The following is a 15,454-nucleotide window of genomic DNA, read 5'->3' on the forward strand; positions in this document are numbered from 1 at the left end:
GTGAACTCGTCACAGTGGCGGGACCGCGCCCGAATCACACGGGCTTCTCCGAACGACCGACGGTGGGGTGAGCTCGGCTCAGCCCTCGCGCCAGGGCTCTCCTCCACCCCGACGCATCGGGGTGTGAGGGATTCCGTCCTCGAGAACCTCTTCACCGTCGGCGAAGAATCCGTGCTTTCCGTACATGTCCACGAGGTAGCTCTGAGCGTTGATGCGGCACGGCGCCGACCCGACCTCGGCGAGCGCGGCACGAAGCAACCGGGTGGTGTGCCCCTCGCCCCGACTGGAACGGTGCGTGCAGAGGCGGCCGATGCGGAACGACTTCTCGCCGTTGTCGTGTTCTTCGAGCAGTCGCAGGGTGCACACCACTTCGTTTCCGCGCTCGAGCCAGAAGTGCCGGGTGTCCGAGAGCAGGTCCTTGCCGTCCAGTTCCGGGTAGGCACAGGCCTGCTCCACGACGAACACCTCGACCCGCAGCTTGAGGAGTTCGTAGAGGGTTTCGTTCGACAGGTCGAGTGCCCAGGAACGCTTGAGTGTTGCAGTCGCTGTCGTCATCAGTGTTTGCTATCACACCGTGCCGGAGTACGCGACTCGCCGGTGAGCGGCGACGTCGGTGTCCAACTCCAGGACGCGCGACGTGTGCGACCAGATCTCGTCGAACAGGCGCGGGTTCTCGGCGAGTTTGGTTCCCAGGGACGGGACCATGTCACGGAGCGCAGGCTCCCACCCGGCGTATCGATCGGCGAAGCACCGCTTCAGGACGTCGAGCATCGCCGGAACGGCCGTCGAGGCACCGGGAGACGCGCCGAGCAGACCCGCCATCGATCCGTCGCCCGCGTTGATGACCGCGGTGCCGAACTCGAGGACGCCGCCCTTGCCCTTGCGCCGAATGACCTGCACGCGCTGGCCGGCGGTGATCAGCTCGAAGTCCGCGGCGGCCGCCGTCGGCATGAACTCCTGCAGTGTGCCCACGCGATCCGACTGGGTCTGCAGCAACTCCGTGATGAGGTACTTGGTCAGCGCCATCTCGGTGACACCCACCCCGAGCATCGACATGATGTTGTTCGGCTTGATCGACGCGAAGAGATCGGTCGGCTTGCCCTTCTTCAGGAACTTGGGAGACCACCCCGCGTACGGGCCGAAGAGCAGGCCGGGCTTGCCCCCGATGACGCGGGTGTCGAGGTGCGGAACGGACATCGGCGGGGCGCCCACGGACGCCTTGCCGTAGACCTTGGCCGAGTGCTGTCCCACCAGGTCGGGGTTGGTGCACCTCAGCCACTCGCCACTGACCGGGAAGCCACCGAAGCCCTTGGCCTCCTCGATGCCGGACTTCTGCAGCAGGTGCAACGCACCTCCGCCGGCGCCGACGAAGACGAACTTGGTGTTGACCTTCCGGGTGACACCCGTGCGCGAGTTGTAGACCTTGAGGGTCCACGTGCCGTCCGACTGCTTGGACAGATCGCGAACCTCGTGGCCGAAGTGCACGGTGGTGCCTGCCGTGGCGAGGTGATTGAGCAGCTGCTTGGTCAGCGCGCCGAAGTCGACGTCGGTGCCGCCGTCGCTCCAGTTCAGGGCGATGGGGTCGGAGAAGTCACGGCCACGGGCCATCAGCGGGAGCCGCCGGGTGAACTCCGCCTGATCGTCGATGAACTCCATGCCCGGGAACAGCGGGTTACCCGCCAGGGCGTCGTATCGCGCGCGCAGGTACTTCACGTTGTCCGCGCCGTGGACGAAGCTCACGTGCGGGATGGGGTTGATGAAGTTCTTCGGGTCGTTCAGGATTCCGGTCTCGACCGCGTGGGACCAGAACTGCCGCGACACCTGGAACTGCTCGTTGACGTTCAGCGCCTTGCTGATGTCGACGGAGCCGTCCTTGTTCTGGGGCGTGTAGTTCAGCTCGCACAGGGCGGAGTGACCGGTGCCCGCGTTGTTCCACGGATCGCTGCTCTCCGCGGCAGCCGCGTCGAGGCGCTCGAACGTGGTGATGGACCAGGTGGGCTCCACCTGGTGCAGCAGCGTTCCCAACGTCGCGCTCATGATGCCGGCACCGATGAGTACGACATCGGTCTTCTCGGTCACGGACTTCTTCGACGACGTGGAAAGGTGCTTGGGGTCATGGTCGGCCACGGTGAGATCGACTTCCTTCGTCAAGCGACGCCGGTCCCGGCGTCGTACGGATGCGCTCGCGCGCTGCTCTTCCAACGTGCTCGTGTTCGTGTACCCGTCTATTCGGCGTACCCGGCACAATCGTGCAACCGGTCACGGGCTGTTGCCTCATTGTGCCCCGCGTGACCCACGGGTCCGGGCCATTACTGTGTGAGTGTGACTACATGGGCACCCGACGTACTCGGTGATGGATACGAGCAACTGACCATACCTCTCGGTACCGACCCCGATGGCGAGGGAGAAATTCGCGCGACCCTCGTGCGGCACACTCCCGCGAACCGCCCGGATCCCGTCGGCGCCGTTCTCTATGTGCACGGGTACACCGACTACTTCTTCCAGACCCACCTCGCGGAGCACTTCGCCGCCCGCGGATATGCGTTCTACGCGCTCGACCTGCGCAAGTGCGGTCGCTCGATCGGCGCGGGTCAGACCCCGCACTTCATCACCGACCTCGAGTTCTACGACGCGGAGCTCGACCGCGCGCTCGACGTGGTCCGACGCGAGAGCGGCCTCGACGTACTGATGATGGGCCACTCGACGGGTGGGCTGATTCTTCCGCTGTGGCTCGACCGCCTCGAGCGCACGCGCGGCGGGTCCCGCGCCGCCGGCGTCTCGGGTCTGATCCTCAACAGTCCGTGGTTCGACCTGCAGGGTGCACCGGCGCTGCGGAGCGTCGGCACGGTTGCGATCGATGCCCTCGGCAGGATCGCGCCCACGCGGGTTCTGCCCGGCCTGGGTCTCGATACCTACGGAGTCTCCATCAGCGCCGACGCTCGAGGTGAGTGGGACTACGACCTGGCGTGGAAGCCGCTCGCCGGCTTCCCGGTCGCGCTGGGATGGATTCGTGCGGTCCGCAAGGGCCACGCGACGCTGCACCGCGGTCTCGACGTCGGGGTGCCGTCGATCGTCCTGCGGTCCAAGGTCACCCGCTTCTCCAAGAAATACGTACCCGACGTCGATGCGGCCGATGCCGTCCTGGACGTCCGCCAGATCGCCCGGTGGGCGGGATGCCTCGGTAACCGCACCACCATCGTCCCCGTCGAGGGCGCACGCCACGACATCTTCCTCTCCACCGCCGAGCCCCGCACGCGAGCGTTCGCGGAACTGGACGTGTGGCTCGACGCGCACGTCGACGGCACACTCGACCCGGCCGCTTCCGGCGGCGATCACGCAGAGGTGGCAACAGGATCATGAGTACCGACACCGACCATTTCGACGTCGTCATCATCGGCTCGGGATCCGGCAACACGATCGTCGACAGCAGGTTCGACGACCGTCGCGTGGCCATCCTGGAGGAAAGCACCTTCGGGGGGACGTGCATCAACGTCGGCTGCATTCCGACGAAGATGTTCGTCTACGCCGCCGAGGTCGCCAACACGGTGCGGCGCGCGTCGCGTTACGGCATCGACGCCCACATCGAGAAGGTGCGCTGGCCGGACATCGTGGACCGGGTGTTCGGTCGTATCGATCCCATCGCCATCGGCGGCGAGGAGTACCGACGCAGCGGGTCCGCGAACGTCACGCTGTTCACCGGCCACGCCACGTTCGTCGGACCCCGCACCATCGACACCGGCACCGGTCGTGTCATCACCGCCGACCGTGTCGTCGTGGCCACCGGCTCGCGCGCCATGGTTCCGGATTTCGTCACCGACAGCGGCGTCCCCTTCCACACCAACAACGACGTCATGCGACTCCCCGCCCTCCCCGAGCACCTCGTCATCATCGGATCCGGTTACATCGCAGCGGAATTCGCCCACGTGTTCTCGGCCCTGGGCTCCACGGTGACCGTGCTGGCCCGCAAACACCAGATGCTGCGCAACTCCGACGCCGAGGTCTCCCGGCGATTCAGCGAGTTGGCGGTGCAGAAGTGGGACGTGCGGTTCGGCGTCGAGGCCACCGCAGTTCGCCAGGACGGCGACTCCACGATCGTCACTCTCTCGGACGGTTCGGAGGTGGCCGGCGACGCACTGCTCGTCGCCATCGGACGAGAGCCGAACAGCGATCGCATCGGCGCCGAGGCCGCGGGAATCGACGTGCGCGACGACGGTCGGATCGCCGTCGACGAGTTCGGGCGCACGAGCGCAGAAGGAGTCTTCGCACTCGGCGACGTCTCGTCGCCGTACCAGCTCAAGCACGTGGCGAACGCCGAAGCGCGGGTGGTGCAGCGCAACCTGCTGCAGCCGTCGTGGGACGACACCACCGGGTGGGATCGGTTCGATCACCGGTTCGTCCCCGCCGCCGTCTTCACCGACCCCATGATCGCCGAGGTCGGTATGACCGAAGCGCAAGCGCGGGACGCCGGACTCGACGTCACGGTCAAGGTGCAGGACTACTCCGACGTGGCCTACGGCTGGGCGATGGAGGACCACGAGGGGTTCTGCAAGATCGTCGCCGAACGCGGTACCGGTCGCATCCTGGGTGCCCACATCATCGGCGAGCAGTCGCCGACGGTCATCCAGCCGATCATCCAGGCGATGAGCCTGGGACAGACGGTCCACGACATCACTCGCAGCCAGTACTGGATCCATCCCGCCCTCCCCGAGGTGGTGGAGAACGCGCTGCTCGGGTTGGACGTGTAGTCGGAGTCGAAGACGATCGTTTCGGTAGAACGCGTGTTCGATTTCCTGTCGGTGGGGTGCGCTACCTTCTGAGGTGGATCGCGGGGGCGGTCCGGTTCGGCCACGACACCGGGGGGTGAGACGTTGCGCGCCAACACCATCGACGAATCTGTCGCCGCGCTCGACGCCCTCTCCTCGGCCACCGTTGCCTCACAGGCGGCCTTCGCCCGCGCCGTCCGTCTTGCCTGCGACTTCGTCGACCGCGCGGGCTGCCGACCGGCAGCTCTCTCCCCCGGTGCGACATTCGACGCCGAGGCCGCGGAGAAGTCCGCGGTCGCCGAGGTCGCCGCGCGCCTCGCCGTCTCGGGGTCCACCGTCACCGAGCAACTCGGGTTGTACCGAACCGCTCGTCCGTCGATTCGCGACGCGTTCGACGCGGGCCGACTGCCGTACGGCAAATTCCGTACGCTCTGCCGAACCTTGAACGACGTACCCGCGGTCACCGAGGATCTCCTCGAGCGCCTCCTCTCCGCGGCAGAGCGATGCACGCCCGGCTCTCTGACCGCCGCACTCGATCGCATCATCGCCGAGCACCACGCCGATTGGCACCGCGAGGCCCGAACTCGGGCGGACGCCGAACGCAGCGTCACCATCGAGAAGCTTCCCCGCGGGCAGGCCCGGATGACCCTTCGCGGGCCCGCTGCGAAGATCGCCGACCTCACCCGAACGGTCGTCGACCATGCCGTCGGGCGGTTGTGCGGACTGGACTCCCGCAGCAACGAGGCTCGCATGTTCGACGCCGCACATGCCCTGATCACCGGGGGTCCGCTTGTCTGCGACTGCGGGCGCGAGGAGTGCACTCGCCGCTCCACCGACGCCCCCGGACCGGCAGAACCGCACGCCCACATCGTCATCGATGCTGCCGTCGCGGCCGGACTCTCGGGCGAGCCCGCGCAGTTGCTCGGCTGGGGTGAAATTCCCGCCGACGTCGCCCGCCGCATCGCGCAGGATGCCACCTGGCAAGCGATCATCGAGGCCGCTCGGCATGGCACGAGCCTCTGCTCCCGATGCGAAAGCACCGGACCGGACAAACCAACGGACCCACCGCACGCACCCATCCCGGCACCACAAGCCCGGCGCACCCGACGCTTTCCCGCCGGCTGGTCTTCGACTGCCGGCTCCACCGCCAGATCTCGGGCTCACCGCCGCATGCAGCGCGAACTCGACCACCTCAGGAGGATCGCCGGGACATCACCGCACGACATCGAGTTCAGCCGTACCCACGACCGCGGGCACGGCGGATTCGACGCGCCGCCGCCCGGCGCGACCACATACCGACCGTCGGACGCACTCGCGCTGGTCGTGCAGGCGACGTATCCCACCTGCGTTCACCCCGGGTGCACGGTGCCCAGCACCGAGTGCGACCTCGACCACGCGGTGCCGTTCGACCATCGCGGCCCCGAGCGCGGAGGATGGACGATCGCGACCAACCTCGAACCGCTCTGCCGGCACCATCACGGACTGAAGACCCGCGGGCAGTGGACGTACGAGATCCTGAAGCACGGGATAGTGCACGTCCAGGATTCGCTGGGCAACCACTACTTCACTGCGCCGAGCCGAGCGAGAGGGTGAACCGTCACCACGCGCTGGTGCGCATGACGATCTCGGTGGCCAGTGCCGCGGACGCCGCCTCGGGGTCGGCGGCGTCGAGTGTGATGACGCGGTAGTCGCCGTAGACGAACCGGCTGCTCGCGGACGCGTCGGGTTGGGCAGCGGGATCGGCGACCACCATCGTGGTCCGCAATTCGACTGCGGGACAAGCCTCTTCGCGGACGGCGGGATGACCACGGTCGATCACGACCAACGATGACACCCGGCCGAAGGTGCGTGCGGCGAGAGACCAGGCCAGGTCTGCGCCCTCACCGCGCCCCACCAGATTCACCCACGCGAGTTTCAGTGCGTCGAGCACCGCGAGCAGATCCGCGTCACCCAGTTCGAGAACCGACGGCTCGATCACCACCGTGCGCAGATCCGACGTCACCAGTCGTTCCGCGATGTGATCGAACGAGTCCACCGCATCCGACGACGCCGGAAGAAACATCACCGCGTGCCCACTGTCGGGTCCGTCGACGCGTAGAACCAGGTCTCCCGCCGGCACGGTCACGGTCTGCGTCTGCATGGGCAAAACGCTACCGGACGAGCCGAATCCCTTGTACTCGTCCCCGCCCTGTTCTATGGTTAGTTACATGAGTAATGAACCACTGAGCCAACCAACAGCGGTGTGGCCATGGTGATCGACGACGGGCGACCGATCTTCGCGCAGATCGCCGAGATGATCGAGAACTCCATCATCGACGGGAGCTTGCCGGAGGAAGGTCAGGTGCCCTCCACCAACGAGTTGGCCGCGTTCCACCGCATCAATCCCGCCACCGCGGGAAAAGGACTCAATCACCTGGTCGCAGCCGGAATCATCTACAAGAAGCGAGGTATCGGCATGTTCGTCAGCACGGGAGCCAGAGATGCGCTCCGCTCGCGGAGACGTGAGCAGTTCGCCGAACAGTTCGTCCGCCCCCTGGTGGCCGAAGCCCGCAAGCTCGGCCTCGGACCTGCGGAACTGGAACAGATGATCGACGCCCACTCCCTCGAGCTGTCGGAGGCCCCCCGATGACCACCACCCCGTATTCCGGATCCGACCGCGTCGTCGCCTCGGTGCGCAACGTGGAGAAGAGGTTCGGCAGCGTCGACGCGCTCACGAATGTGTCCTTCGACATCCACGAGCACCGCATCCACGGACTTCTCGGGCGCAACGGCGCCGGCAAGACCACGATGATGCAGATCCTCACCGGTCAGGCCTGGCAGGACCGGGGCGAGGTACAAATTTTCGGCGAGGCCCCCTTCGAGAACGCGGCGGTGATGCGCAACGTGTGCTTCGTCGCCGAGAGTCAGAAGTATCCCGAGGACTTCAAGGTCAAGCACGTGCTGCGCGCCGCGTCGAGGGTACTCCAGGGGTGGGACGACGATTTCGCACGAGAACTGTTGTCGGACTTCGATGTTCCCGAGTCGCGCAAGGTGAAGAAGCTCTCTCGCGGCATGCTGTCCGCTCTCGGAGTCGCGGTCGGACTGGCCTCCCGTGCACCGCTGACGTTCCTCGACGAGCCCTACCTCGGACTCGATGCGGTGTCCCGCCAGCGGTTCTACGACCGACTACTCGAGGACTACTCCGCCCACCCTCGCACGATCGTCCTGTCGACCCACCTCATCGACGAGGTCAGCGACCTGATCGATCGCGTGATCGTGATCGATGGAGGCACCGTGGTGGTCGACGACGACGCCGAGAATCTCCGAGGTCGCGCGGTCACGGTCTCCGGCGCCGCAGGTGCCGTCGAGCGACTCACCGCGGGACGCACCGTGCTGCACCACGATTCGATGGGCGCAATGGCTCGCAGCACCGTGATCGGACCCCTGACCGACACCGAGATCGGCGACGCGCGATCCGCCGGCGTCGTCCTCGAACCGGTCTCCCTCCAGCAGTACGTGGTGCACAGCACCACCACCGGACGACCCTCGACCCGAAAGGCGAGCATCTCATGACCACGACGATCGACCCCGACGTGACCACCCGATCTCGAACCCTCCAGGTCGCGGGGGTGCACGCCACCGGCTGGCAGGTTGCGCTGGTGTGGCCCGCGGCCATCCTCGCCGCCATCTTCGCGGTCAGCCTCGTCTTCTTCTCGCTCCTTCCCGAGGACGGCGTCGAGATCAACACCGGCGGAGCGACGTTCGTCTTCGTCTTCGGCATGGTGTTGTTCGTCCAGGCGATGACGCAGACGTTTCCGTTCACCCTCGGACTGAGCGTGACCCGCGGCGACTTCTTCCGGGCCACCAGCCTCGTCGCCGTGGCTCACGCGATTCTGTTCGGGGTCGTGTTGTTCGCGTTGTCCACGGTGGAACAAGCCACGGACGGTTTCGGCGTCCGGATGCGGATGTTCTCCGTCGTCGCCCCGCTCACCGACGGACGGGTCACCGAACTCGCCCTGTACGTCGCACTGTTCGCGCTCTGCAACTTTCTCGGCATGCTCTTCGGGGTCCTCTACCTGCGCTGGCGCGTGGTCGGTCTGTGGACCGTGGCCCTCGGGTCGATCCTGGTCCTGGGCGCGGCCGCCCTCTACCTGACCTGGTCCGAGTCGTGGATGGCCCTGGGGTCGGCCATCGCCGACGCCCCCCGTGCACTCACCATGGTCGTGCTCCCGGTCGCGTTGACCGCGGCGTCCGCGGCGGCCGGGTGGACGGTTCTCCGGCGCACCACGGTGTGATCAGCGGCGGACCGTCAGGATCGGCAACGAGGCGGACGCCCCGTTGTCGATCAGGTCCGTGATCGCGTCGACATCGACGTGCTGCTCCACCAGGTCGGCCAGCAGATCGAGCTGAGCCGACCTCACCTCGTCGACGTTCGTGTCCGGGGACACTCGAAAGCCCGTGCGCCCGGATCGACCGGCCACCCACGTCAGGAAACCGCGACGGAACTCGTCGTTCTCCAGGAGACCGTGCCAGTGGGTGCCTCGGATCGAGCCGGACACACTTCCCTCGGGCGCGCCCCCCGACCCGGTGAACCAGGACTCGTCACCGTGACGCCGGACCTGACCGTGATGGATCTCGTAGCCCCGCAACGGCATTCCATCGAACGAGCCGGACACCTGACCGAGCGTCTTCGTCGGTTCGAACTCGATGTCGAGATCGAGCAACCCCAGACCCTCGATCGGCCCGGCGCTCGACTTCCCCGTCGCCACCGATTCCACCCTGTCGTCGATGACTCGACCCAGCATCTGATACCCGCCGCAGATACCGAGGATCGGTGTCCCCTCGCCCGCCCGACGCACGATCTCGTCGGCCAGGCCGGTGCGACGCAACCACTCGAGGTCCGACACGGTGGCCTTGGATCCGGGAATCACCACGAGGTCGGCGTCCGTCAACCGGGACGGTTCGGTGCACCAGTGCACGCTCACCCCCGGCTCGCACGCGAGGGCCTCCACGTCCGTCGAGTTCGAGATCCGGGGTAACCGCACCGCCGCGACCCGAAGCCACTGCGACCCGGCAGGAGGCCCGGGTCTTCCCACCGGAGCATCCGCCACCGTGCCGAGGGAGTCCTCCGCGTCCAGCCACAGTTCGTCGCTGAACGGAACCACGCCCAGGGTGGGTCGGCCGGTCAGCTCCCGCAGCGTGTCCAGGCCCGGTTGCAGCAACGACGGATCCCCGCGGAACTTGTTCACCACGAACCCGGCGACCAGCGCTTGATCGGCGGGATCGAGGATCGCCACGGTGCCGAAGAAGTGGGCCAGGACTCCCCCGCGGTCGATGTCACCGACCACGATCACCGGGAGGTCGGCGGCGCGAGCCAACCCCATGTTGGCGAGATCTGTTGCCCGCAGGTTGATCTCGGCGGGCGAACCGGCACCCTCGCAGATCACCACGTCGAAATCGGCTCGGAGAGCGCTCAGCTCCTCGGCGACGACGGCGCGCAACTCACGCCGATGCCTCATGTAGTCGGCCGCGCCGACCGAGCCGACCGCCCGACCTCGCACCACCAGCTGAGACCGTCGATCCCCGCCGGGCTTGAGCAGGACCGGGTTGAACCGCACGCTGGGTTCGAGCCCGCACGCGCGCGCCTGCAGCGCCTGCGCGCGCCCGATCTCCCCGCCGTCGAGCGTCACCACGGAGTTGTTGGACATGTTCTGCGCCTTGAACGGCGCCACCCGCACCCCTCGCCGAGCGAGGAGGCGGCACAGTCCGGCCACCAGGACGCTCTTGCCGGCGTCCGATGTCGTCCCGGCGACGAGCAGTGCGCCCATCAGGGCAGCGTGAGGATTTCTGCTCCGGTGTCGGTCACGACGAGGGTGTGCTCGAACTGCGCGGTCCAGGACCCGTCACGCGTCACCACGGTCCACCCGTCGTCCCACTGATCCCACTCGATACCGCCGAGATTGATCATGGGTTCGATCGTGAAGACCATGCCCGGCTCGAGCACCGTCGACACGGACGGCTCGTCGTAGTGCAACACCACCAGGCCGTTGTGGAAGGTGGTGCCGATGCCGTGCCCGGTGAAGTCGCGCACCACTCCGTATCCGAACCGGTCGGCGTACGCCTCGATGACGCGTCCGACCACGTTCAGGGCGCGGCCGGGCTTGACGGCCTTGATGGCGCGCATCGTGGCCTCGTGGGTGCGCTCGACGAGCAGTCGAGCGTCGTCCGCCACGTCACCCGCCAGGAACGTCGCATTCGTGTCGCCGTGGACACCGTCGATGTACGCGGTGACGTCGATGTTGACGATGTCGCCGTCCTGGATCACCGTCGAGTCCGGAATCCCGTGGCAGATGACCTCGTTGAGCGACGTGCAGCACGACTTGGGAAAACCCTTGTAGCCCAGCGTGGACGGGTATGCGCCGTGGTCGATCATGTAGTCGTGCGCGATGCGGTCGAGCTCGTCCGTGGTGACTCCGGGCGCGACGGCCTTCCCGGCCTCCTGCAGGGCCCGCGCCGCGATCCGGCTCGCCAGACGCATCTTCTCGATGGTCTCCGGCGTCTGCACCCAGGGCTCGTTGCCCTCGCGGGCCGTCTTCTTCCAGGCGTACTCGGGCGGCTCGACGTTCTTCGGTACGGGCAGCACCGGGGAGATGGTTCCGGGGGCGAGGGCAGTGCGAGCGGACATGTCGACCAGGGTAGTCACCGAATCGGCGGCCACGACAGCCGGGAAGGTCAGTACCCCTCGGGCAACGCCGCGAACATGTCCCTGGTCACGGCGACGGCGTTGTCGGAACTCCCGCCTCGCACCACGAGGGTCGCGAACGCGAGATCACCCCGGTACCCGACGAACCACGCGTGGGAGCCACCCTCGACCTCGGCCTCGCCGGTCTTGCCGAACACCTCGCCCTGATCGGCGATGCGATCGGCGGTACCGCTGGTCACCACCGACCGCATCATGCCCCGCAAGCCGGACACCATCTCCGGCGAGATGGCCGGGTGCTCGCCCTCGATGGCGGTGTCGATCCCCTGGATGAGCCTCGGCACCGGCGTCGAGCCGTGTGCGACGGTGGCTGCCGCCAGCGCCATCCCGAACGTCGACACCAGCACTCGGCCCTGACCGAATCCGTCCTCGGTGCGCTGCACGAGCTCGTCGGCCGGCGGGACCGAACCCGACTCGGTCGGCAGACCCACCACGTCGTACTCGGGACCGATACCGAACTGGGACGCGGCGTCGGTCAGTGCCGACGCGGGCATCTCGCTCGCCAGCTTGGCGAACGAGGTGTTGCAGGAACGAGTGAACGCGGTGCTCATCGACACGTCGCCGAGCGAGAACTCGTTGTAGTTGGGGACACTGCGTTCCCCGATCACGATGCGTCCGGGACACGGAACCGTCGTCTCCGGGGTGGCGAGACCCTCGGAGATCGCGGCCCCGGCGGTGACGATCTTGAACGTCGAACCCGGCGGGTAGAGACCGGTGGACGCAACGGGCCCGTCGCGGTCGGCGGCGGGATTCTGAGCCACCGCGAGGATGTCCCCGGTGGACGGCTGGATCACCACCATCATCGCCTGGTCGCGGCTGACGTTCACGGCGTTCTGCGCGGCCACCTGAATGGGGCGGTCGAGACTGACGCTGATCGACGGAACCGGCTCCGGCGCGGTCTCGGTCAACACGCCCTGTTCGGCACCGTTCGCGTTGACGGTCACCACGCTCCACCCGGCGGCCCCGTCGACGCGATCCATGACGGCCTTCTTGACCTGGCTCACCAGGTCCGGTGCGAACGTCCGGTCGGTGGACACCAGGTCCGACTGCTCCGTGACGGTGACGCCCGACATGGCCGACAACCCCGGCCCGACCGCGTCGTAGTCCTCCTGCCGAAGGGCGACGACCTGATAGGGACTGCTCGCCGCGGTCGACGACTCGACGATCGACTGCGCGGTGACGGTCGGCGCGTAGGGCGCGATCACTCGTTCGAGGGTGCGGGCGGTTCCCACGACGTCCGTGGATTCGCTCGCGTCGAACGCCACCGAGAACACGCTGCCGGGAACCAGGACGTCGGACCCCGCATGTTCGTTGACCCGCGCCCGCGGCGCTTCGGTCGACCGCAGCACCATGGACTGGGTGTCGCCCAACTGCGGATGGAGATCGGTGGAGTTCCACCGCACGACCCACTCGCCGTCCCGGCGACCCAGGTCCAACGTCCCGTTGTAGGTCCACGTTCGCTCCCGCGGCAGCCGCCAGCTGTAGGTGTAGTCGACGACGGCGGTGTCACCGTTCACCTCGACCGCGCCGGTCTGCGCGTCCAACGATTCCGCTTGGAGTCCGTCCCAGGCACGCTCGACGGCGTCCCCGGCGTCGTCGGGCCGATCGGTGACCGCAGCAACCCCTGCGGTGTCTCGCGCGGCGAGCGCGGCGACGAACGCGTCAGCGGCGGACTCGGGCCCCTGCGGCTTCGGCGTGCACGCGCCGACGGCGAACAGCATCATGACCGCGGCGAGGGCGGCGATCGGGCGTGCGGAGCGAGATCTCATCGAGGACCATCGTAAGCCGCGCCGAGCACCCCATCCGTGACCGAAACTCGGTGTGTCCGAGGCCAACCGCGGGGTCTTCAGTCCAACAAGACCGTGGAGAACGTGCCGACCCGACGAAAACCGACTCGCTCGTACGCGCGTCGGGCGGGGTGGTTGTAACTGTTGACGTACAGGCTCGCCGTCCGGTTGCCGGCCACCACGGCCGCGGACACGGCGGCGGTCCCGGTGGAGCCCAGACCGCGACCACGGTGGAGCGGGTGCACCCAGACGCCCTGTATCTGCCCGACCGTGGACGACATCGAGCCGACCTCGGCCTTGAAGATCACCTGACCGTCCTCGAAACGGGCCCACGCGCGCCCCGCGGCGATCAGTCCGGCGATTCGGCGGCGGTATCCGCGGCCCCCGTCGCCGGCGCGCGGGTCCACCCCGACCTCCTCGATGAACATGGCGACGGCCGCGGTCAGATAGACCTCGAGCTGATCTCCGGTCACCTGTGTCACCGCCGGATCGGGGTCCACGGTGGGCGCGGCGGACAACGCGAGCAGCGGTTGCTCGGCCCGGAGTTCGCGCGGCGCACCCCACTCGGGTCGCAGCAGATCCCACAGCGGGAGCGTCAACTCGGCCCGACCGACCAGTGACGAACAGGCCCGCGGACTGCGAGTCGCGCGCTCGGCGAAACTCCGTAGATCGTCGATGCTGCCGCGCAGGGGGACCAGGTTCGCACCGGAGTAACACAGCGACGACAACGGCCCGCCACGAGACCACAACTCGCCGTTGATCATTCGCGGTTCGATGCCGTGTTCCTCGACGCGGGCGGCGATCATGCAACTTCCCACCGGGTCCGCGGCGAGTACGCGGTGGACGTCCGCACCGTCGCGTGCGGTCACCGCTCTCGCGCCGAGCAGCTTCAGCATCGTGTCACCTCCGCCGCCGGACTTCGGGCACGCCGTCCCCTGTCACATCGACAGTGCCACGTTCGTCCGGTTCGGTGGGGCAGTTCAGGTGACGGAAACCACCGGGGCACCGGACTCCTGCTCACCCTCGAAGGATTCCGCGATGCGCATGGCCTCTTCGATCAAGGTCTCGACGATCATCGCCTCGGGAACGGTCTTGATGACCTCGCCCTTGACGAAGATCTGCCCCTTGCCGTTGCCCGACGCGACCCCGAGATCGGCGTCGCGGGCCTCGCCCGGCCCGTTCACGACGCAGCCCATGACGGCCACGCGCAGCGGGATCTCCATGCCTTCCAACCCGGCCGTGACCTGGTCGGCCAGGGTGTACACGTCGACCTGCGCGCGACCGCAGGACGGGCAGGAGACGATCTCGAGCTTGCGGGGGCGCAGGTTCAGCGACTGCAGGATCTGCGTCCCCACCTTCACCTCTTCGCTCGGCGGCGCGGAGAGCGACACGCGAATGGTGTCGCCGATTCCGTCCGCGAGCAACGAGCCGAAGGCGACGGCGGACTTGATGGTTCCCTGGAAGGAGGGACCGGCCTCGGTCACACCGAGGTGCAGCGGGTAGTCGCATCTGGCGGCGAGCTGGCGGTACGCCTCCACCATGATCACGGGATCGTTGTGCTTGACCGAGATCTTGATGTCTCCGAAACCGTGCTCCTCGAACAGCGACGCCTCCCACAGCGCGGACTCCACCAGCGCCTCGGGGGTGGCCTTGCCGTACTTCTGCATCAGTCGCGGATCCAGGGAGCCCGCGTTGACCCCGATGCGGATGGGGACGTTCGCCTCACCGGCGGCTTTCGCCACCTCCTTGACGCGACCGTCGAACTCCTTGATGTTTCCGGGGTTGACGCGCACCGCGGCGCAGCCGGCCTCGATCGCGGCGAAGATGTACCGCGGCTGGAAGTGGATGTCCGCGATCACCGGGATCTGCGACTTGCGCGCGATGGTGGCCAACGCGTCCGCGTCCTCCTGACGCGGGCACGCGACTCGCACGATGTCGCAGCCCGACGCGGTGAGTTCCGCGATCTGTTGCAGAGTCGCGTCGATGTCGTGGGTCTTGGTGGTGGTCATCGACTGAATGGAGACGGGGAAATCACTCCCGACGCCGACGGCACCCACTTGGAGCTGACGTGTCTGCCGACGCGGGGCGAGCACGGGTACGGGTCCAGCCGGCATGCCCAGTCCAACGGTCACTTCGTTCCTTTCGTCGTCCGTCGACAACCGCTG

Annotated in this window: 14 protein-coding genes; 6 read left to right on the top strand and 8 right to left on the bottom strand. The window is 67.5% G+C overall.

Annotated elements, in window-relative coordinates:
- Positions 1 to 78: 78 nt before the first annotated feature.
- Both ACY466_RS12610 and mqo read right to left on the bottom strand, forming a co-directional pair.
- The gene (locus ACY466_RS12610; protein WP_463245722.1) at positions 79 to 555 is read right to left on the bottom strand and encodes a GNAT family N-acetyltransferase; all 477 of its coding nucleotides are present in this window, start codon (positions 553 to 555) and stop codon (positions 79 to 81) included.
- A 12-nt stretch (positions 556 to 567) separates the two neighbouring features.
- Positions 568 to 2,151, bottom strand: a complete 1,584-nt coding sequence (mqo, locus tag ACY466_RS12615) for a malate dehydrogenase (quinone) (protein ID WP_463245723.1) — start codon at positions 2,149 to 2,151, stop codon at positions 568 to 570.
- 171 nt (positions 2,152 to 2,322) lie between these two features.
- Between mqo and ACY466_RS12620 the strand changes: the two genes are divergently transcribed.
- From ACY466_RS12620 to ACY466_RS12630, 3 genes are all read left to right on the top strand, one after another.
- On the top strand, positions 2,323 to 3,360 hold the full coding sequence (locus ACY466_RS12620) for an alpha/beta hydrolase (RefSeq protein WP_463245724.1): 1,038 nt from the start codon (positions 2,323 to 2,325) through the stop codon (positions 3,358 to 3,360).
- Positions 3,357 to 4,745, top strand: a complete 1,389-nt coding sequence (gene mtr / locus ACY466_RS12625; protein ID WP_463245725.1) for a mycothione reductase — start codon at positions 3,357 to 3,359, stop codon at positions 4,743 to 4,745. Before ACY466_RS12620 ends, mtr begins: the two co-directional genes overlap by 4 nt.
- Positions 4,746 to 4,868: 123 nt before the next feature.
- Positions 4,869 to 6,356 (top strand): HNH endonuclease signature motif containing protein, encoded by a 1,488-nt coding sequence (locus ACY466_RS12630; RefSeq protein ID WP_463245726.1) that lies wholly within the window; start codon positions 4,869 to 4,871, stop codon positions 6,354 to 6,356.
- A gap of 4 nt (positions 6,357 to 6,360) precedes the next feature.
- On the opposite strand, the gene ACY466_RS12635 is transcribed toward ACY466_RS12630, so the two are convergent.
- Positions 6,361 to 6,903: an alpha/beta fold hydrolase gene (locus tag ACY466_RS12635; RefSeq protein ID WP_463245727.1), complete on the bottom strand. Its 543-nt coding sequence runs from the start codon at positions 6,901 to 6,903 to the stop codon at positions 6,361 to 6,363.
- A 111-nt stretch (positions 6,904 to 7,014) separates the two neighbouring features.
- On the opposite strand from ACY466_RS12635, the gene ACY466_RS12640 reads away from it, so the two are divergent.
- Genes ACY466_RS12640 through ACY466_RS12650 form a run of 3 tightly spaced genes read left to right on the top strand, consistent with a single transcriptional unit; the run spans position 7,015 to position 9,037 of the window.
- Positions 7,015 to 7,392, top strand: coding sequence for a GntR family transcriptional regulator (locus ACY466_RS12640; RefSeq protein ID WP_463252266.1), 378 nt, complete (start codon positions 7,015 to 7,017; stop codon positions 7,390 to 7,392).
- Positions 7,389 to 8,315 carry an ABC transporter ATP-binding protein gene (locus tag ACY466_RS12645; protein WP_463245728.1) on the top strand — a complete coding sequence of 309 codons (927 nt, stop codon included), beginning with the start codon at positions 7,389 to 7,391 and terminating at the stop codon, positions 8,313 to 8,315. The genes ACY466_RS12640 and ACY466_RS12645 overlap by 4 nt, the downstream gene beginning before the upstream one ends.
- Positions 8,312 to 9,037, top strand: coding sequence for an ABC transporter permease (locus ACY466_RS12650; protein WP_463245729.1), 726 nt, complete (start codon positions 8,312 to 8,314; stop codon positions 9,035 to 9,037). The genes ACY466_RS12645 and ACY466_RS12650 overlap by 4 nt, the downstream gene beginning before the upstream one ends.
- Here the strand turns inward: ACY466_RS12650 and ACY466_RS12655 are convergent, their stop codons facing one another.
- The 5 genes from ACY466_RS12655 to ispG form a co-directional block, all read right to left on the bottom strand.
- Positions 9,038 to 10,570, bottom strand: coding sequence for a cobyric acid synthase (locus ACY466_RS12655; RefSeq protein ID WP_463245730.1), 1,533 nt, complete (start codon positions 10,568 to 10,570; stop codon positions 9,038 to 9,040).
- Complete coding sequence (map, locus tag ACY466_RS12660) at positions 10,570 to 11,427, bottom strand: type I methionyl aminopeptidase (protein WP_463245731.1); 858 nt, start codon at positions 11,425 to 11,427, stop codon at positions 10,570 to 10,572. Before map ends, ACY466_RS12655 begins: the two co-directional genes overlap by 1 nt.
- A gap of 47 nt (positions 11,428 to 11,474) precedes the next feature.
- Positions 11,475 to 13,271, bottom strand: a complete 1,797-nt coding sequence (locus tag ACY466_RS12665; RefSeq protein WP_463245732.1) for a penicillin-binding transpeptidase domain-containing protein — start codon at positions 13,269 to 13,271, stop codon at positions 11,475 to 11,477.
- Positions 13,272 to 13,348: 77 nt separating this feature from the next.
- A complete protein-coding gene (locus ACY466_RS12670) occupies positions 13,349 to 14,185 on the bottom strand; it encodes a GNAT family N-acetyltransferase (protein ID WP_463245733.1) in 837 nt (278 codons plus the stop codon).
- A gap of 84 nt (positions 14,186 to 14,269) precedes the next feature.
- Positions 14,270 to 15,403 carry a flavodoxin-dependent (E)-4-hydroxy-3-methylbut-2-enyl-diphosphate synthase gene (ispG, locus tag ACY466_RS12675; protein ID WP_463252267.1) on the bottom strand — a complete coding sequence of 378 codons (1,134 nt, stop codon included), beginning with the start codon at positions 15,401 to 15,403 and terminating at the stop codon, positions 14,270 to 14,272.
- Positions 15,404 to 15,454: the final 51 nt, after the last annotated feature.

This window comes from Rhodococcus sp. K11/5, from assembly GCF_055193735.1.